We start from the raw sequence: 20,361 nt of genomic DNA on the forward strand, positions 1-20,361 counted from the left end.
TGATCGAGGCATCCGGGGTCCGTTTCCATGACAATTGCGAAGCTTTTCTCATCTCTTCGCTTCGGAGAAAATTTTTATTGCACGAGAATCGACGAACCCGGTCGCATAAATATCAGTGCTGTGACTCAGGTTCCACTCTCCGAGTGACGCCGTTTCGCCAGAAAGCCTCCACGCGTTGAACAGACGCAAACAAGGAACGCTCCATGCCCCCACGCTCCGGTCCCGCCTCCGCTTCGCCATTGCCTGAAGACACCGGTTTCGTCCGGGTGCGTGGCGCCCGCGAGCACAACCTCAAGAATGTCGACGTCGACATCCCTCGCGATGCCCTGGTGGTATTCACTGGCGTGTCGGGGTCGGGCAAGTCGTCGCTGGCCTTTTCCACGCTTTATGCCGAAGCCCAGCGCCGTTATTTCGAGTCAGTCGCGCCTTATGCCCGGCGCCTGATCGACCAGGTGGGCGTGCCGGACGTGGACAGTATCGAAGGTCTGCCGCCAGCGGTGGCCTTGCAACAGCAGCGCGGCACGCCCAGCGCGCGATCCTCGGTGGGCAGCGTCACCACCTTGTCGAGCCTGATCCGCATGCTCTACTCCCGAGCGGGTAGCTACCCGGCCGACCAACCGATGCTGTACGCCGAGGATTTCTCGCCCAACACGCCTCAGGGGGCCTGCCAGCAGTGCCACGGCCTGGGCCGGGTCTATGAAGTGACCGAAGCGTCCATGGTGCCGGACCCTTCGTTGACCATCCGCGAACGCGCCGTGGCGGCCTGGCCCATGGCCTGGCAGGGCCAGAACCTGCGAGACATCCTGGTAACCCTGGGTTATGACGTCGACGTTCCTTGGCGCGACCTGCCCAAAAAGCAGCGTGACTGGATTCTCTTCACCGAAGAAACCCCCACTGTCCCGGTGTACGCCGGGCTCACCCCGGCCCAGACCCGCGCAGCCCTCAAGCGCAAACTCGAGCCCAGCTATCAAGGCACGTTCAGCGGCGCCCGACGCTACCTGCTGCACACGTTCATGCACTCCCAAAGCGCCCAGATGCGCAAACGCGTGGCGCAATACATGCGCGCCAGCCCTTGCCCGGTGTGCGAAGGTAAACGCCTCAAGCGCCAGGCACTGACGGTGACCTTTGCCGGCCTGGACATCGCCGAACTGTCCCACCTGCCGTTGCTGGAACTGGCCGAGGTGCTCAAGGGCGTTGCCGCCCCCGATTATCTGGCACAAGCCGAGGAACCGGGAACAACCCTCACCCACCAGCAAACCCGCGAGGCCCGCGAGCAACGCGCCGCCCGGGGTGAAAATCCCCACGCCGGTGGGCCTGATGCACGCCACACCCACAATCTGTCCCTGGAAAAACGCCTGGCCGCCCAACGCATCGCCGCTGAATTGCTGGAGCGCATCGTCACCTTGATCGACCTGGGCCTCGGCTACCTGGCCCTGGAGCGCAGCACACCGACGCTGTCTTCCGGCGAGCTGCAACGCCTGCGCCTGGCAACCCAGCTCAACTCCCAGCTGTTCGGCGTGATCTATGTGCTGGATGAACCCTCCGCCGGCCTGCACCCGGCCGACAGCGAAGCGCTGTTCCAAGCCCTGCAACGCCTCAAGGCCTCGGGTAATTCGGTGTTTGTGGTCGAACACGACCTGGACACCATGCGCCGCGCCGACTGGCTCATCGACGTCGGCCCCGACGCGGGGGAACAAGGCGGAAAAATCCTCTACAGCGGTCCACCCGCGGGCCTGCGGCAGGTGCCGGAGTCACGCACCCGCGCCTACCTGTTTGCCCAGAACAGCGCTGCGGGGCGTACGCCTCGAACACCCAAGGATTGGCTACGCCTGGAAGGCATCACCCGCAACAATCTGGATAACCTCAGCGCCGCCTTTCCCTTGGGTTGCTTCAGCGCCGTGACCGGCATTTCCGGCTCGGGTAAATCCAGCCTCGTCAGCCAGGCCCTGCTGGACCTGGTGGGTGGCCATCTGGGCCAGGCCAGCCACAACGCCGAAGCCGACGAACAAAGCCTGGAAGATGAACCGCTGCAAACCAGCGGTGGCCACGTCACCGCCGGACTCGAGTCGGTCAAGCGGCTGGTCCAGGTGGACCAGAAACCCATCGGCCGCACCCCGCGCTCCAACCTCGCTACCTACACCGGGCTGTTCGATCACGTACGTAAATTGTTCGCCGCCACGCCTCAGGCGCAGGAACTGGGTTTCGATGCGGGACAGTTCTCCTTCAATGTCGCCAAAGGCCGTTGCGAAACCTGCGAGGGCGAGGGTTTCGTCAGCGTCGAGCTGTTGTTCATGCCCAGCGTGTATGCACCCTGCCCCACGTGCCACGGGGATCGCTACAACCCCCAGACCCTTGAAGTGAACTGGCAGGGGCTGAATATCGCTCAGGTGTTGCAACTGACCGTGAACCAGGCGCTTGAGGTGTTTGCCGAGCAGGCGTCGGCGAAGCGCTCACTGCAAGTGCTGCAGGATATCGGGCTGGGTTATCTGCGCCTGGGCCAACCGGCCACGGAACTGTCCGGCGGCGAGGCCCAGCGCATCAAACTGGCCACCGAGCTGCAACGCAAAGCCCGGGGCGCCACTTTGTACGTGCTGGATGAGCCAACCAACGGCTTACATCCCCAGGACGTGGATCGCTTGCTGGTGCAATTAAATCGCCTGGTGGATGAAGGCCACAGCGTGGTTGTGGTGGAGCATGATATGCGCGTGGTGGCGCAGAGTGATTGGGTCATCGACATCGGCCCGGGCGCTGGGAGCCAGGGCGGGAAAGTCGTGGTATGCGGGGCTCCGGCGAAGGTCGCGAAATGCCAGGAAAGTCGAACGGCGGCCTTTCTGGGCAGGGTGCTGCAGCCTGGAGGTTGAAGGGCAACCTGCCTGGCGCACGGCCTGTGGCGAGGGGGTTATCCCCGCTGGCTGCGCAGCCAGCGGGAGCGCTCGTCAAACCGTACGCGAATACTGGACCGTCTGGTCCACGCCCAGGTACGCGTCGAAAGCCATGGCCACGTTGCGCATCATCAATTGCCCCTGGGGCAGCAGCACCAGCGAGTCGGGGTGGATCTCCAGCAGTCCGTCGCGCACCAGTTCCTCAAGCCGGACCAGGGCATCGGCAAAGTACTCGTTGAAACCCACACCGTGACTGATCTGGATCCGGGTGAAATCGATCCGTCCATGGCACATCAATTCGCTGATGACCTCGCGGCGCAACCGGTCATCGTCGCTCAGGCGATAGCCACGCTGCACTGGCAGCAGGCCTTGATCCAGGCGAGCGTAGTACTGGGAAAGCTCCTTGACGTTCTGACCATAGCTGTCACCGACCTTACCGATCGAAGACACACCCAGGCCGATCAAATCGCAATCGGCATGGGTGGAATACCCCTGGAAGTTGCGTTGCAGCGTGCCCTGGACCCGAGCGCGCACCAACTCGTCGTCCGGCAAGGCGAAATGGTCCATGCCGATGTAGACATAACCGGCTTCGGTCAGACGATTGATGGTCAGTTCCAGCAACTCCAGCTTGCGCTCCGGCGGCGGCATGTCTTCGGGTCGGATCATCCGTTGCGCCCGCACCCGTTGCGGCAGATGCGCATAGCTGTAGGCGGCGATCCGGTCAGGACGCAGGGCGATGATCTTGCTCAGGGTCACATCGAAACTGGCGATGGTTTGCAGCGGCAAGCCGTAGATCAGATCGACACTGACGGACTTGAAACGCGCCAGCCGGGCCGCCTCCACCAACTCGACGACCTGGGCCTCGCTCTGCACCCGATTGACCGCGGCTTGCACCTGGGCATCGAAATCCTGGACGCCGAAGCTCAGGCGATTGAACCCCAGCTGGCGCAACCCCTGGATCTGTTGCGCATCGATGGTCCGCGGATCAACCTCGATGGAAAACTCATGGGCGTCACTGTCATCCATGTCGAACGCCTGGTGCAGGCACTCCATCAGATCGGCCAGTTGCTCATGGGTCAGATAGGTCGGCGTGCCACCGCCCAGGTGCAGTTGCGTCAGTTTGCGCGAACGGTCGAACAACGCCGCCTGCAGGCCGATCTCACGCTTGAGGTAAGTCAGGTATTCAGCGGCGCGATGAGTCTTGCGAGTAATGATTTTGTTGCACGCGCAGTAGTAGCAAAGGCTCTGGCAGAACGGAATATGGATGTAGACCGACAAGGGTTTGGGCACCGGGGCCTGGTTGCTCAGCTCGGCGGCCTGGCGGTACTCATCCATGGCAAAAGCCTGATGGAACTGCGGGGCCGTCGGATAGGAGGTGTAGCGCGGCCCCGGACGGTCGTACTTCTCGACCAGGGCGCGATTGAAAGCGGATACAGCATTCATGATGGGGTCAACCTGTCAAAGGGGCCGGTCAAAGTGCCTGCGTCGTCGGGAACTGGATCGAACAGATTGCAGATCGCATCCACACTCAGGCGCCCGGCGGGCAAGATGCCGATAAAACGGCTGGTCAATTCGATCAAACCCTGGCTGCGCAATACCTCCAGCTGCGGCCAGATGGACGCGAAATAATCGCGCAACACCACGCCGAAACGCGCTTCCATGGCCGGGATATCCAGCTCCAGGTCGCAGGCAAGTTGCTCGGTCACCGCGGCCCTGAGCAGGTCCTGCGCTTCACAGCGCCAACCGCGACACACAGGCAACTGCCCGGCGTCCAGCTGCTGGCAGTACTCCAGCAGGTCATCGGTGTTCTGCACGTACAAGTGTTCGATCTGGGTGATGGCCGACAGGCCGAAACCCAGGTGGTCACAGCAACCGCGTCGGGTGAAACCCTGGCAATTGCGATGCAGGCGCCCGTGCTCTTGGGCGACGGCCAGGTCATCGTCCGCCCTGACGAACTGCCCCAGCCCGATGTAGTGATACCCCGCCCCGGTCAGTTGCTCGCAGCAGATTTGGCGCATGGTGTCTGTATCGGCCTGGCTGCTGAAGGCATCCGCCGCTTGGTGTTTTTTCGAACGATAGCGATACGGCGCATGGGCGTAGTCGAACACATGCAGCCGATCTGGCTCCAGTTCGATCAGCGTGGCCAGTTTGCGCGCGAAGCTGTGGGGCGTTTGCCAGGCATTGCCATAACCGAGATCGATGTTGATGGAACGGAAACCGAAGGTTCGCGCGGCATCGATCAGCGAATGAATCGGTGCCGGGTTCTGATAGCAATCCACGGACAAATCGCTGTCCAGGCCAATGTCCGGTACACCGATGCTGACGTGGGTGAATCCCTGGTCGCGAATCAGCCCCATGGTGGACCAGTCGGTGTGATGCAGGTCGACCTCGATGCTGTGTTCGGCGCTGTCGTATTCACAGAACTCGAAACGTTTGCGCAGGTCATCCATCAACCGCTGCAAATGGGCGATCACCGGCGTACCGCCAGTCAGGCAGAACGCCTCGACCCGACGCCCTGCGCCCAAGTGACAACCGACCAATCCGATTTCATAGGTCAGGTGTTGCAGATAGCCCTCGATCTCGCCACACCGGCACACGCTCGCCAGGGGCGAACACGATGACAAACGCAAGCGCGAAGGCAGATGCACCGCCAGGGACAGCGGCCGCCGTTTATGGCGGCTGTCGCGCAACTCCCGAAGCAGATCGAGCGAGCCAACCCCCGTATGGAATTTGCGCGTACCGACCGGGCAATCGACATCAGCCACCGCCGGGGTACGGCGCGGGGCTCGATCACCGGGGGTGTGGAACAGGTCGAACATGACAATCTCCGAATGGCTGCGCAGGCACAGTGTCGGACTTGTCCCGATGGGTCGCCTTGACCTGTATCAAGCGCACTGCATACGCCCCGCAACCGCTCACCAGGTCAGGTAAAACATCCCCTTGGCCAACAGCACGATTGCCAGCAGATGAATGAACACGCTGGTATGGATGATCTGCACGTAACGGGCGTTCATGCGGGCGCTTCTGAACAGCCACATGGCCCAGAGGAAATGCCCGAGTACGCTGCCCGCCAAGGCTATTTTCAGGCCCAGCAGCAACCCGAAAGAAGACTCCCATGGCGCGGAAAGCGTCGGCCAGTACCGCAGCCAGACCATGGCAGCGCCGGCACCGAACAGCGTCAGCAACACCCAGGGCATCAACTGCCGGGCACGCCGGCTGATGCCCTGTTCCAGCAGCACCATGACTTTGGCGGGCAGCTGTTTGCGGATGCTCTCCAGGAACAGCACCTCGAAGAACACCGTGCCAATGAAAACCAGCGCGGCAAACAGGTGCAATGTCAGGAATAGCGGATAGCTCATGGGCTCCTCGGTCGCCCCTGAATCATCGGGCGATGGTTTAGTCGAGGTTATCCCGCGGCTTCGGATTGGGGGTTGATGCCAATCAAGGAAATCCGATACCGCACCTGTGGGAGCGAGCCTGCTCGCGATAGCGTCGGTTCGGCTTGCATCCCATCGACTGACACACCGCTATCGCGAGCAGGCTCGCTCCCACAAGGGTTGTGCAACCCAAAAAGCGTCAACAGAACGTTATCTGTTGCTGAAGTCGTTCCGACCGTTGATCAGCCCGTTCGTTTTTTTGACGCTCAGCCGATATGCGGTCACAACTTTTGCGCTCCTGCGGGTCATAACACGGTGGCCGCCGATGGAATATTGGCTTCTACCGTGGTTTCAGCCCGATACGGAGATAAGCTCATGATTTTCAACGTACAAAATTTTGGCGCCAAAGGAGATGGCATCACCGACGACACGGCGGCAATACAAAGTGCCATTGATGCGGCGGCTGCCGCAGGCGGCGGGCAGGTGTACATGCCGACCGGGACTTACATCGTTTCGGCCGGCGAGGAACCCTCCGACGGTTGCCTGATGCTCAAGAGCAACGTCTATTTGTACGGCGACGGCATGGGCGAAACCACCGTCAAGGTGGCCGACGGCTCCGACACCAAGATCACCGGCATCATCCGCTCGGCCTACGGTGAAGAAACCCACGATTTCGGCGTCAGCCATCTCACCATCGACGGCAATCGCGACAACACCACAGGCAAGATCGACGGCTGGTTCAACGGCTACATTCCCGGCGAAGAAGGCTACGACTCCAACGTCACCCTCGACAGCGTCGAGATCAAGGATTGCTCCGGGTACGGCTTCGACCCCCACGAGCAGACCGTCAACATGGTCATCAAGAACAGCGTGTCCCACGGCAACGGCCTGGACGGTTTTGTTGCTGACTTCCTCAGTGACAGCACCTTTGAAAACAACGTCGCCTACGACAATGACCGCCATGGTTTCAACGTTGTCACCAGCACCCACGACTTCACCCTCACCAATAACGTTGCCTACAACAACGGCGGCAACGGTATCGTGGTGCAGCGCGGCAGCGAGGACATCCCCTCCCCCAGCAACATCACCATCACCGGCGGCGAGGTGTATGGCAACGGCGGCGAAGGCGTACTGATCAAGCTGTCCAGCGACGTCACCGTCAGCGGCGTCGACATCCACGACAACGCCAGCGCCGGGATCCGCATCTACGGCAGCAACCACGTTGAAGTCATCGACAACACCCTCAACAACAACTCCCTGGGCAATCCGGTACCGGAAATCATCATCCAGTCCTACGACGACACCCTGGGCGTATCCGGTCGCTACTTCAACGGCAGCGACAACCTGATCCAGGGCAACATCATCAGCGGCAGCGACCTGTCGACCTACGGCGTTGCCGAACGCGACGAAGACGGCACCGACCGCAATGCGATCATCGCCAACACCATCAGTCACACCAGTAAGGGCGCGACGCTGGTCTATGGCGACGGCAGCTATGTCAGCGCCACGGTACCGGTGACCACCGTGCAAGGTACCGCCGGCAACGACACCTTGCTGGGCAGCGCCGCCAACGAGATTTTCTACGGCGGTGCCGGCAATGACACCATCAATGGCGGCGCGGGTGACGACATCCTGGTGGGTGGCGCGGGCATCGACAGACTGACTGGCGGCACCGGCGCCGATACGTTTCGCTTCGCCAGCCAGTCCGACAGTTACCGCAACGCCACCACCAGCTTCGACGACACCATCACTGATTTCGACGTTACCCAGGACAAGATTGACCTCGCGGGCCTGGGCTTCACCGGCCTGGGCAATGGCCGTGGCGGCACATTGCAGATCAGCTACAGCGCCAGCAGCGACCGCACCTACATCAAGGATTACGATGCCGACGCCAGCGGCAATCGCTTCGAGCTGATTCTGTCGGGCAACCTGACCAGTACCCTGACCGCCAGCAACTTCATCTTCAATCGGGTGGTCACCGGCACCAGTGGCAGTGACGCGCTGATCGGCAGTGACTCGGCCGACACCCTGCTGGGTCTGGCGGGCAACGACAGCCTCAGTGGTGGCGCGGGCGACGACAAACTCGACGGCGGTGCCGGCATGGACACCCTCACTGGTGGCACCGGGGCCGATACCTTTGTGTTTTCCAACCGTCTGGACAGCTACCGCAACTACAACACCGGCGGCGTCAACCTGGGCGATGTGATCACCGATTTCGATGTCAGCGCCGACAAGATCGATCTGTCGGCCATGGGCTTCACCGGCCTTGGCGACGGCAAGAACGACACCGTGTACGTGGTACTCAACAGCGCCGGGACCAAGACCTACATCAAATCCCTGACCGCTGACGCCAATGGCAACCGCTTCGAAGTGGCGCTGGAGGGCAACTACCTCGACACATTGACCAGCGCCAATTTTGTCTTCGCCACCGCCTCGCCCACCAATCAGGCGCCGGTGTTGGCCACGCCGTTGCTGGATCAGAATGCGAACGAAAACACTCCGTTCAGCTACGTGGTGCCGGCCACCAGTTTTACCGACCCGGACAACGACAGCCTCAGCTATACCGCCACCCTCGCCAACGGCAGCGCCCTGCCCGGCTGGTTGGTGTTCGATGCCGCCAGCCGCACATTCAGCGGCACGCCAACCGATACAGCATCAGGCACGTATTCCATACAGGTCACGGCGACCGACGGCAGCAACGCCACCGTTAGCGACAGCTTCACCCTGGCGGTGCAGGACGTGCCCGCCGCGCCCATCGTGATCAATGGCACGCCGAACAACGACACGTTGACCGGTACCGCGGCCAACGAACAACTGTATGGCGGCGCCGGTAACGACACCCTCAATGGCGGGGCTGGCAACGACATTCTGGTGGGCGGCACTGGCGTGGACAAACTCACCGGCGGCGCGGGTGCCGACGTGTTTCGCTATACCTCCAAACTCGACAGCTACCGCACCAGTTCCACCAGCGCCAGTGACCAGATCCTCGATTTCGACGTGGCCGCCGACAAGATCGATGTATCGGCCCTCGGCTACACCGGACTGGGCAATGGCCAGGGCGGCACACTGCAGGTGACCTACAGCAGCTCGACCAACCGCACCTACCTCAAAGACCTCACGGTCGATGCCAACGGCAACCGTTTCGAAGTGTCGTTGGCGGGTAACCTGGTCAGCAGCCTGACCGCCAGTCATTTCGTCTTCGCCGACGAGAACACCCCCAGCAATGTGGCGCCCGTGGTGGTTATCCCCCTGCTCGACCAGAACGCCACCGAAAGTACGCCGTTCACCTACACCGTGACCTCCGACAGCTTCAGCGACGCCAATCAGGATGTGCTGACCTACACCGCCACCTTGGCCGATGGCAGCGCCCTGCCCGCCTGGCTGAGCTTCAATGCCAGCAATCTGACTTTCGCTGGCACACCCACCAGCACGGCGGCAGGCAACTACAACGTACTGGTCAAGGCCACCGATCCGTCAGGTGCCTCGGTGAGCGACAGCTTCGCCCTGGCAGTGGCCGATGCGCCGGACAATACCATCACCGGAACCAACAACGCCGAATCCCTCACTGGCACCGCGGGCGCGGACTTGATCCTCGGCCTGGGCGGCAACGACACGATCAGGGCCGGCACTGGCGCGGACATTGTCGATGGTGGCGCCGGTCGCGACTCGTTGTACGGTGGCGACGGTGCCGACACCTTCCGCTACACCAACGTGCTCGACAGCTATCGCGACTACGACACCGGCGGGGTCACGGCCACGGACACGATCTATGACTTCACCGTGGGTGTCGACAAGATCGATGTCTCCGGCCTGGGCTATCTCGGCCTCGGCAATGGCAGCAACGGCACGCTGTACATGACCCTCAACTCGGCCGGCGACAAGACCTACATCAAATCCAGCGAAGCGGACGCCGACGGCAATCGCTTCGAAATCGCCCTCAGCGGTAACTACCTCAACACCCTGACCGCCGATGACTTCGTGTTCGGCGAGCGCGCCCAGCAGGACATCCTCTACCTGCCGACCCTCGGCCAGTCCAATGCGCGCCTGCTGCGCATGACCGAGGACGACGATCAGTCCGGTACGTCGATGCTGGTCAATGACCTGAGCAAGTACACCCCTTATGACGTACGCAGTCAGTTCGAGGATGCCGACGGCAATGGCATCGACATCGCGGTGGGTGGCAGTACGGTCAATGGCCTGTCGACCCTGGGCGCCGAGGAGCTCAAGTTGTGCTGGTGGCTGACCGACACCAACCAACCGGGGCCTGCGCTGTTGCGCGCCGTGGCGTTGTTGCAGGATCAGCTTGCCGAGCTCAGGGCCATCGACAACGTCACCATGGGCATCGTTTGGGGCCAAGGCGAGGAAGCGGCCCAGGAAATCGCCCGCGCCTCCGACAAGGAAGCTGCGGCGGCGGCCTACAAGACCGCAACGCTGGCCGTGTTTGATTACCTGCACGCCCAGTTCGGCAGTTTCAACGTGTACCTGATGGAGACCGGGCACTACCAACAGGACGCGGCGCGTGCCCGTGGCTATTCGGAAGAAAAGATCGCCGACATTGTCGAAGGTGTCGGTTATGTCCGCGCCACCCAGGAGGCCATCGCCGCCGAGCGCGCGGACGTGAAACTGGCCGTGGACTACACCGATCTGCCCTTGCGCTACGAAGTCGACCCACTGGTGTATCCCGACGACGTCTGGCACTTGCACGAGGAATCGGCGGAAATCGTCGGCCAGCGCCTGGCCGATTACATCGCCGATGACCTGGGTTTCCAGGGCAATCCTGATGACAACAACAGCGTGCAGGACATATTCGACGATGCCCAGAACGAAGGCGGGATGATTTCCGGTACCGACCAGGCAGATACGCTGGTGGGCAGCTCGGGCAACGACACTCTGGACGGAGACCTGGGCGCCGACAACTTGACCGGCGGCGACGGCAACGACATCTATGTGGTCGACAACGCGTTCGACAGCGTGGTGGAAAGCAACACCTCGACCGCACAGATCGACACGGTGCAGGCCTCGGTCAGTTGGACGTTGGGCGATAACCTGGAGAATCTGGTGCTCACCGGCGTATCGGACATCAACGGCACCGGCAATGAGCGGCGCAATTTCATCACCGGTAACGCCGCCAACAACGTGCTTGATGGCGCCGCCGGGGCCGACAGCATGAGCGGGGGCGATGGCAACGACACTTACTATGTCGACAACACCGGCGATACCGTGATCGAGACCAACAGCAACCCGGTGTCTGGCGGGATCGACAGCGTGCACAGCAGCTTGACGGCCTATACCCTCAACAACAACGTCGAAAACCTGTACATCGATACCCCCGACGCCGCCAATGGCACCGGTAATGCGTTGGACAACATACTGTTTGCCGGGGCCGGCAACAACGTGCTGGACGGCCGTGATGGCAATGACACGGTCTCGTTCGAACGGGCCATGGCCGGTGTTACGGCCACCCTGTCCACCTCCGCGCAACAGAACACCGTGGGTTCGGGCCTCGACACCTTCAAGTATGTCGAGAACCTGACCGGCAGTGCCTACGCCGACAACCTGACGGGTAACAGCGGCGCCAACGTGCTCAACGGTGGGGCGGGCAACGATACGCTGGTGGGTGGCTCGGGCGATGACCGGTTGATCGGCGGCGCAGGCACTGACAGCCTGAGCGGCGGTACGGGTGCAGACACATACGCATTCGAAGCACTGTCGGACATGGGCGTCGGGGCGTTACGCGATGTCATCAGCGGCTTCAAGAGCACCGAGTTCGACCAACTGGACTTCACCGGGTTGGACGCCAATCCGCTGACCGCCGAGATCGACACCTTCACGTTCATTGGCAGCAATGCCTTTAGCGCCGATGCCACCGGTCAACTGCGCTTTGCCGATGGCATCCTCTACGGCAGTGTAAATGCCGACGCCAGCGCCGAGTTCGAATTCGAACTGGTGGGGGTCAAGGAGCTGCATGCCAGCGACTTCACGGCCTGACGGGAGCAGGCAGATCGATCAACCATCAGGAACCGGGGCTCTGGCGGAAACTCACCGCCAGCCGGTTCCAGCTGTTGATGGTGCTGATCGCCAGCGTGAGGTCGACCAGTTCCTCCTCGCTGAACACGGCGCGGGCCTGGGCAAAGACCTCATCCGGCACCTGGCTTTCGGCCAACAGCGTTACCGCCTCGGTCCAGGCCAGGGCGGCGCGTTCGCGGGGGGTGAAAAAGCCACTGTCGCGCCACACCGCCACGGCGAACAGGCGCCGCTCGCTCTCACCCAGGCGACGCGCATCCACCGAATGCATGTCGGTGCAAAACGCACAGCCGTTAAGCTGCGAGGCACGGATCTTGATCAGATGCAGCAATCCCGGCTCTATACTCAGGCGACTGCTTAGCGCCTCAAGGCCAATCATGGCTTTCATCGCCCCTGGGGACGCACTGTAGTAATCCAGACGCTGGCTCATGGCGCAATTCCGTGCTGATCGGTATCTCCACGGTAGGCCGTGAGCACGCTGCGCGACAGATCCAATGTGTCGAAAAAAACCGGACCAGTTCATAGCAGACCAATCAGCGCGATTTTCTCCACGCAACTTCTATGCATACGCACAATGCGGTTAATCTTGCGCCTTTGCGGGCTAGCGCCACACAATCGCCCAGGAGCGCGCGGGTATGGAACTTCATGTTGTCATCAACGGCCGCAAAGACCTGGCGGGCCAGTTGTATCAACAACTGCGCAGTGCCATCGAAAGTGGTCGCCTGGCCGCCGGCACGCAACTGCCGCCCAGCCGCTTGCTCGCTGAACAACTGGGCGTCTCGCGCAAGACCGTGTCCGACACCTACGCCCAACTGACCTACGAAAACTTTCTCACCGGCATCATTGGCAAGGGCACCTATGTCAATGCGCGCCCGGCCCCAATCGTGCGCAAACAAAGCCACCGCGAGCTGGCCGGCGCCGATGTCGTCGAGACCTGGCGCAACATGCCGGACCTGATGCGCCATCCCACCCTTGAAGGTGCGCTGCGTTATGACTTCATCGGCGGCGCCACCGGCAAAGGCCAGTTTCCCCTGGACGACTGGCGACGTTGTACCGCCCACGCCTTGCGCCAGATCGCCAGCGCCAAGGGCTTCTACAGCCAGCCCGAGGGTTTGCCGGCGCTGCGCAATGCCATTGCCCGGCATATTGCTTTTTCCCGCGGGGTCAATTGTCATGACGATGACGTGGTGGTGTGCAACGGTGCACAACAGGCACTGGATCTGATCTCGCGGGTCTTGACCCGGTCGGGCAGCCTGGTGGCCATGGAGGATCCGGGCTATCCACCAGCACGCCTGCTGTTTGGCTCCCACGGCGCCACGGTGGTCGGTATACCGGTGGATGACCAGGGCATGCGGGTGGACCTCATTCCCGACGGCACGAGCCTGATTTATGTGACGCCGTCCCACCAGTTTCCCTTGGGCATGCCCATGAGCCAGGCCCGCCGCGAAGCCTTGCTGGCGCGGGCCTACGAGTTGGGGGCAATCATCATCGAGGATGATTACGACAGCGAATTTCGTTACGAAGGCCGGCCGGCCGACTCACTGCAAAGCATGGACGACCGCGGGATCGTGGCCTACGTCGGCACCTTCTCGAAAACGCTGTTGCCGGAACTGCGCCTCGGTTACGCGATCCTGCCACCGGCGATCCTCGAAGCGGTGATCCTGGCCAAGCGCCTCACCGATCAACACACCTCCACCCTGCCCCAGTGGGCACTGGCCAAGTTCATCGCCGAGGGCTGCCTGCTCAAGCACATCCGCCGCTGCCACACGCTGTATGCCGGCCGCCGCGAGCGAATCCTGGCGCGCATGGCTGGGGACCTGTCGCCCTGGTTCGAGGCGGTTCCCACCACCGCAGGCTTCCACCTGGCCGTGCTGTGCAAGGTGCCCATCGATCTGGCACTGGTGATCGAACTGGCGAAAAAAGCCGAAGTCGGGCTGTACCGCCTCGATGGTTTTTTCAACGACGCCCCGGTGCGGCCGGGTCTGTTCTTCGGTTTTGGCGCCATCGAAATCCTCGACATCGACACCGCGCTGGACCGCTTGCGGGACATTTTGCAGCAGGTCGCCTGAGCCATTGGACTGGACATTTATCCGCCCATTGGCTGTTTTAGCCTCGTAAATACAGGCCTATCCTGCAGGGGTCTCGTTGATTGTCGAGCCAATCCCGTCCGACTTGATTCAGGAGCCAGAACCATGACTCGCCAGGTGATCAATACCGTACAGGTCCAAGCCGCCGCCGGGCGCTCGGAAGAACTGGGCCGCCAGTTGCAGCAAATCGTCGAAACCCTGCGTGCACAACCGGGGTGCGATGCCTACATGGTCGACCGTTGCCCGGACGACGGTGACCGCTGGACCGTCAGCGCCCGCTGGCAATCGGAAGCGGCGATGCAAGCCCATTTCAACTGCCCTGAAGTGCAAGGGTTCATCGGCCTGATCGACAACCGTCTGGCTCGAAGCGTGGACTTCAACCGCTGACCTTTGTCTTGGAGTGGATCGCGGCATTGGTCTACCCGCCTTCCGAAAGATTGGACGTTTGTTTGCCCCTCCGTGGGGCTTAGGGTGAATCCATCGCTGCCACAGCGCGAACTCACTCAAACCCACGAAGGTCATTGCCATGAAAACCCTCTGCCTGATCGCCACCCTCAGCCTGCTGCCTCTGGCCCCGGTCTATGCCCACGAAACCGCACCCTCGGAAAAGGTCAACGTGCTGCAGGAGAAGATGCTGAAGAACCTGCCTGGTAAAAAAGCCATGATGCTGACCGTCGACTACGCCCCCGGCCAGTCGTCCGTCGCCCACAAACATGAAGGAACGGCCATGGCCTATGTGCTGGAAGGCGCCATCACCTCCCAGGTCAAAGGCGAGCCGGCGACCACCTACAAGGCCGGGGAGTTCTGGTACGAAGCCGCGGGTTCCGAGCATCTGGTTTCGAAAAACGCCAGCTCGACCGAGCCGGCGAAACTGTTGGTGTTCATGGTGATGGGCAAGGATGAGGCGGTGTTGATTCCGCTGAAGAACTAACACCTTTGAGCCCCCTGTGGGAGCGAGCCTGCTCGCGATAGCTGGGTGTCAGTCAACATCAATGTCGCGGGTCAAACGCCATCGCGAGCAGGCTTGCTCCCACAGGGGCTCTGCGCTCCAACCAATCGCGTATTACAAACGCAAAAAAGCCCCGCATCTCTCAATGCGGGGCTTTTTCATTCAACGCCGGATCAGTTGGCCGGCAGGACCGGTTGACCACTCAACGCCAGGTCCAGCAGTTCGCGGTTGGCGACCGCGTACATGGCGTAGTCCGTGCCACTGGCGGCACGGATGTCCACCAGCATGGCGCGCCAGCGCTCGACCATGTCGTGATGCTGCTCCAGCCACAGCGCCAGGCGTGTTTCCACCTCCTGGGTGCCGTCGCCCTGCTGCAGGACCGAAATGGTGATCGCCCGTTGCTGCCAGTCGACGTCATCGCGGAACGCTTCACGGGCCAGGGCCTGCCAGTTGTTTTCCACCGGCAGCGCGCTGATCTGTTGCAAGTACCAGGTGATGTCCAGGGCACTGCCCACGGCGAAGTAGGCCTTGGCCACATCGGCGGCGTTCTGGCCAGTGACATCGGACGCTTCGATGATCGGCAGCAAGGTGTACAGGTGCGTAGTGCCTGCAACCATGCGCGCCAGCAGTTCCGGCACGCCGGCTGCTACGTAGGCCTGGTAGCGGGTCTGCCAGCCTTCGCGGGTCGGGCCTTCCAGCAGTTCGTCGAGCTTGAGGCCCAGCGCCGCCAGGTGCGGACCGAAGTGAGCAACATCACGGGCAGCGTTCTGCTCGTTGCGGCGGCTGCGCAGGAACCAGCGCGTCGCACGACGACCCAGGCGCATCAGCTCGTCCATCAGCTCCAGTTGCACGTCAGCCGACACCTGGTGATCCAGGGCTTCAATCTGACGGAACCAGTGCGGGAGATGGAAGATGTCCCGCACGATCACGTAAGCGCCAGCCACGTTCGCCGGGCTCATGCCGGTGGACTCTTTGAGCCGTTGAACGAAGGTGATGCCCATGTGGTTGACCAGGTCGTTGGCGATCTGGGTGCTGACGATCTCACGCTTGAGGCGATGGCGACGCATGGCTTCGGAGAACTTGCTCACCAGTGTCGGCGGGAACGCGGTCTCCATGTCACGGGTCAGGTAGTCGTCATCCGGCACCTGGGAGTTGAGCAGCGCTTCCTTGAGGTCGATCTTGCTGTAGGAGATCAGTACCGACAGTTCGGCACGGGTCAGGCCTTGGCCCGCCGCGACGCGTTCCGCCAGTTGCTCTTCGGCCGGCAGGAACTCGATGGCGCGATCCAGCTTGCCTCGTGCCTCCAGATCGTTCATCAGGCGCTTGTATTCGGCAATGCGCACGAATGCGCGGCGTGCCGCCAGGGACAGGGCCTGGGTCTGCTTGTAGTTGTTGCCCAACACCAGGCCACCGACTTCGTCGGTCATGCTGCCAAGCAACTGGTTACGTTGCTTCTCGGTCATGTCGCCGGCCTGCACCACTTCGTTGAGCAGGATCTTGATGTTCACTTCGTGGTCGGAGCAGTCCACACCACCGGCGTTGTCGATGAAGTCGGTGTTGGTGGCACCGCCATGCAGGCCGAACTCGACACGACCCAGTTGAGTCATGCCCAGGTTGCCACCCTCGCCCACCACTTTGCAGCGCAGTTCGTTGCCGTTCACGCGCAGCGCATCGTTGGCCTTGTCGCCCACATCGGCGTGGCTTTCGCTGCTGGCCTTGACGTAAGTGCCGATACCGCCGTTCCACAACAGATCCACCGGCGCCTTGAGCAAGGCGTTGAGCAGCTCGGTCGGGGTCAGTTTGTCGGCCTTGATGTCGAAGCGTTCTTTCATCTGTGGCGAGATGGCGATGCTCTTGGCGCTACGCGAGAAGATACCGCCGCCTTCGGACATGATGCTGGTGTCGTAGTCGGTCCAGGCCGAACGCGGCAGGTCGAACAGACGCTTGCGCTCGGCGAAGCTGCTGGCAGGCTCCGGGTTCGGGTCGATGAAGATGTGCAGGTGGTTGAAGGCTGCCACCAGTTGCAACTTGTCAGACATCAACAGACCGTTACCGAACACGTCGCCGGCCATGTCGCCAACGCCCACCACGGTGATGCTGTCTTCCTGGACATTGATACCGCGCTCACGGAAGTGACGCTGTACGCCGACCCACGCGCCCTTGGCGGTAATGCCCATTTTCTTGTGGTCGTAGCCGGCTGAACCGCCGGAAGCGAACGCATCGCCGAGCCAGAAGCCGTAATCGATGGCGATGCCGTTGGCGATGTCGGAGAAGGTTGCAGTGCCCTTGTCCGCAGCCACTACCAGGTACGGGTCATCGTCGTCATGACGCACGACATTGGTCGGCGGAACCAGTGCGCCTTCCTTGAGGTTGTCGGTGATGTCCAACAGACCGGAGATGAAGATGCGGTAGCACGCTACGCCTTCGGCGGCGATCTCATCCCGGCCACCGCCCAGCGGCAGACGTCGCGGCAGGAAACCACCTTTGGCGCCGACTGGCACGATCACCGAGTTCTTCACTTGCTGGGCCTTGACCAGACCCAGCACTTCGGTGCGGTAGTCTTCTTCACGGTCGGACCAGCGCAAACCACCGCGAGCAACGTTACCGAAGCGCAGGTGCACGCCCTCGACCCGAGGCGAATACACGAAGATCTCGAACTTGGGCACCGGTTTCGGTAGTTCCGGGATCAAGTGCGGGTTGAACTTGAAGCTGAAGTAGGACTTGTTCTGGCCGTTGGCGTCGGTCTGGTAGAAGTTGGTCCGAAGGGTGGCCTTGATCAGGTCCAGGTAGCGACGCAGGATGCGGTCTTCGTTGAGCACCTGAACGTCGTCCAGTGCCGTGAGGATCGCCTGTTCCAGGCGCAGCTGCTTGTCTTCCAGGTCGTCGCCGCTGAGTTTGCGCGCCAGGTAGAAGCGGGTCTTGAACAACCGGGTCAGTTCACGAGCGATGTCGGTGTGGTTGTTCAGGGTACTGGCGATGTAACCCAGGTCGAAGCCCAGGCGGATCTGCTTCAGGTAACGGGCGTAGGCACGCAGCAGCGCCACGTCGCGCCATGGCAGGCCGGCGGTCAGCACCAGGCGGTTGAATGCATCGTTCTCGGCATCGCCACGCACGATGTGGACGAAGGCGTCCTGCAAGGTGTCGTTGAGCTGTTGGATGTCCAGGTCCAGGCCTTCGGCGGCGGTGAACGCGAAATCATGAATCCAGAACTCGCGGCCATTGGTGTGGCGCAGGCGGTACGGGAACTCGCCCAGCACGCGCAGGCCGAGGTTTTCCAGGATCGGCAGCACGTCGGACAGCGCCAGCGGCGTGTCGGCGTGATACAGCTTGCAGTGCAGCTCGCGCTGGCCGGACACCTGGCCCAGCGGCTGGTAGAAGCTCATGACCAGCGGATTTTTTTCGTTCAGGCTCAGCAGGTGCTGCATGTCGACCACGGCCGAGTGCGCGGCAAAGCGCTCGCGGTAGCCGGCCGGGAAGCCTTTCGGGAAATCGGACAGCACGTTGGTGCCATGGGCTTCGCCGAAGCTTTCGATCACCAGACTGGCGTAGTCGTCCTTCCAGCTGCGGCAGGCCTGCACCACTTCCTTTTCCAGCAAGACCGGGTCGATGTCGAGACGGTTCTTCGGGTCTACCCGCAGGATCAGCTGTACACGGGCCAGCACGGATTCGGAGAAGAAGGTCCAGAACTCGCAGTCCGAGGCTTTCAGACGCTCCATCAGCACTTGCTGGATCTTCTGGCGCACTTCGGTGGAATAGATGTCGCGCGGCACGTAGGCCAGGCAGTAGCAGAAACGGCCATACGGGTCTTTGCGCAGGAATACGCGGATCTTGTTGCGTTCCTGAATCTGCACGATGGACATCACGGTGCTGAACAGCTCGTCCACCGGGGTCTGGAACAGATCGTCGCGGGGCAGCACTTCGACCACCTGGGCCAGTTCCTTGCCCAGGTGCGCCTTGGCCTGGAAGCCCGAGCGACGTTCGATTTCCTCGACCTTGCGACGGATGTACGGGATGACGCGCACGCTTTCGCCATACACCGACGAGGTGTACAGGCCCATGAAGCGGCATTCCTTGATGACCTTGCCATCGGCGTCGATCTCACGGATCGATACGTAGTCCGGGTAAGCCGGACGGTGTACACGGCTCGGGTGTGCGGCCTTGGCGAACGACAGCGGGGTCGGTTCACGCAGGTAATTGACGGCGTAGTCTTCAATGCGCAGGTCATCGACCGTGAGGCCGGCACGCAACAGTTTGGTCAGGCCGAGGAACGAATCGGCGTCGTATTCGATATGGCCGCCATCGGCGTCATCACGAACCACGAACTCTTCGTAGCCAAGGAAGGTGAAATGGTTACCCACCAGCCATTCCAGGAAACTCTTGATTTCACCTTTTTCGTCGGCATCGATGGCATAGGCACTGTTGTCCAGGCTGGACAGAATATCCTGGACCTTGGCTTTCATCGGCTCGAAATCAGCCACCGCCACGCGCACTTCGCCCAGCACTTGCTCAAGTTCCTTGCTCAGGACGTTGAGTTCGGCGGCGTTGGCGCAGCGGTCGATTTCAAGATACATCAGGGATTCTTGGAGAATGCCATCGCCCTGGGTGCCTTTGGGCAGGATCTCCAGCAACTCGCCCTTGTTGCCGCGACGCACGCTCAACACGGTGGTTTGCAGGGTATGGATGCTGTAACCGCGACGGTTCAGTTCGGTGCGGACCGAATCCACCAGAAATGGCAGGTCGTGGTGCAACACTTCCACTGCCGTATGGGTCGACTGCCAGCCGTGGCGTTCGTAGTCCGGGTTGTAGACGCGGACCTGCGGCTGCGCATGATCGAAGCGCTCAAGCAGGCGCCAGGCAGACAGGGTGCAGCCGGCGAGGTCGGACAACCGGCGTTGGGTAAGTTCATCGAGGGAAATGATGCCGAAGAATTGTTCAGCGAACAGCGCCACTTGTGGCAGTGCCTGTTCACTGATGTGCTGCGCCAGTGCCGCTTGCAGTTGGTGCTGGAAGTCGGCTTTGCTGGCTGCGGTGAAGAACGCCAT

10 protein-coding genes are annotated in these 20,361 nt (G+C 61.7%); 5 read left to right on the forward strand and 5 right to left on the reverse strand.

Annotation, left to right across the window (positions count from 1 at the left end; all coding sequences use genetic code 11):
- Positions 1–203: 203 nt before the first annotated feature.
- Entirely contained in the window at positions 204–2,861 is a 2,658-nt protein-coding gene (locus MKS85_RS02035; protein ID WP_188250812.1) for an excinuclease ABC subunit UvrA, read from the forward strand.
- Between the two features lie 75 nt (positions 2,862–2,936).
- On the opposite strand, the gene hemN is transcribed toward MKS85_RS02035, so the two are convergent.
- From hemN to MKS85_RS02050, 3 genes are all read right to left on the reverse strand, one after another.
- Positions 2,937–4,325, reverse strand: coding sequence for an oxygen-independent coproporphyrinogen III oxidase (gene hemN, locus MKS85_RS02040; protein WP_188250811.1), 1,389 nt, complete (start codon positions 4,323–4,325; stop codon positions 2,937–2,939).
- A complete protein-coding gene (locus tag MKS85_RS02045) occupies positions 4,322–5,701 on the reverse strand; it encodes a coproporphyrinogen III oxidase (RefSeq protein WP_310662629.1) in 1,380 nt (459 codons plus the stop codon). Before MKS85_RS02045 ends, hemN begins: the two co-directional genes overlap by 4 nt.
- A 96-nt stretch (positions 5,702–5,797) precedes the next feature.
- Positions 5,798–6,241, reverse strand: coding sequence for a CopD family copper resistance protein (locus MKS85_RS02050; protein WP_047225813.1), 444 nt, complete (start codon positions 6,239–6,241; stop codon positions 5,798–5,800).
- A gap of 393 nt (positions 6,242–6,634) precedes the next feature.
- Here MKS85_RS02050 and MKS85_RS02055 point away from each other — a divergent pair, with 393 nt between their 5' ends.
- Complete coding sequence (locus MKS85_RS02055; RefSeq protein WP_310662630.1) at positions 6,635–12,247, forward strand: putative Ig domain-containing protein; 5,613 nt, start codon at positions 6,635–6,637, stop codon at positions 12,245–12,247.
- A 25-nt stretch (positions 12,248–12,272) separates the two neighbouring features.
- Here MKS85_RS02055 and MKS85_RS02060 read toward each other — a convergent pair whose 3' ends face one another.
- A complete protein-coding gene (locus MKS85_RS02060; protein ID WP_076384471.1) occupies positions 12,273–12,713 on the reverse strand; it encodes a carboxymuconolactone decarboxylase family protein in 441 nt (146 codons plus the stop codon).
- Positions 12,714–12,918: 205 nt separating this feature from the next.
- On the opposite strand from MKS85_RS02060, the gene MKS85_RS02065 reads away from it, so the two are divergent.
- From MKS85_RS02065 to MKS85_RS02075, 3 genes are all read left to right on the forward strand, one after another.
- Entirely contained in the window at positions 12,919–14,352 is a 1,434-nt protein-coding gene (locus MKS85_RS02065; protein WP_310662631.1) for a PLP-dependent aminotransferase family protein, read from the forward strand.
- Positions 14,353–14,475: 123 nt separating this feature from the next.
- Positions 14,476–14,757, forward strand: a complete 282-nt coding sequence (locus tag MKS85_RS02070; RefSeq protein WP_047225809.1) for an antibiotic biosynthesis monooxygenase family protein — start codon at positions 14,476–14,478, stop codon at positions 14,755–14,757.
- Positions 14,758–14,896: 139 nt separating this feature from the next.
- A complete protein-coding gene (locus MKS85_RS02075) occupies positions 14,897–15,301 on the forward strand; it encodes a cupin domain-containing protein (protein WP_047225808.1) in 405 nt (134 codons plus the stop codon).
- 191 nt (positions 15,302–15,492) lie between these two features.
- Here MKS85_RS02075 and MKS85_RS02080 read toward each other — a convergent pair whose 3' ends face one another.
- On the reverse strand, positions 15,493–20,361 hold the full coding sequence (locus MKS85_RS02080) for an NAD-glutamate dehydrogenase (protein WP_107322372.1): 4,869 nt from the start codon (positions 20,359–20,361) through the stop codon (positions 15,493–15,495).

Source organism: Pseudomonas sp. JL2 (assembly GCF_031570495.1).
GTDB lineage: Bacteria > Pseudomonadota > Gammaproteobacteria > Pseudomonadales > Pseudomonadaceae > Aquipseudomonas > Aquipseudomonas rhizophila.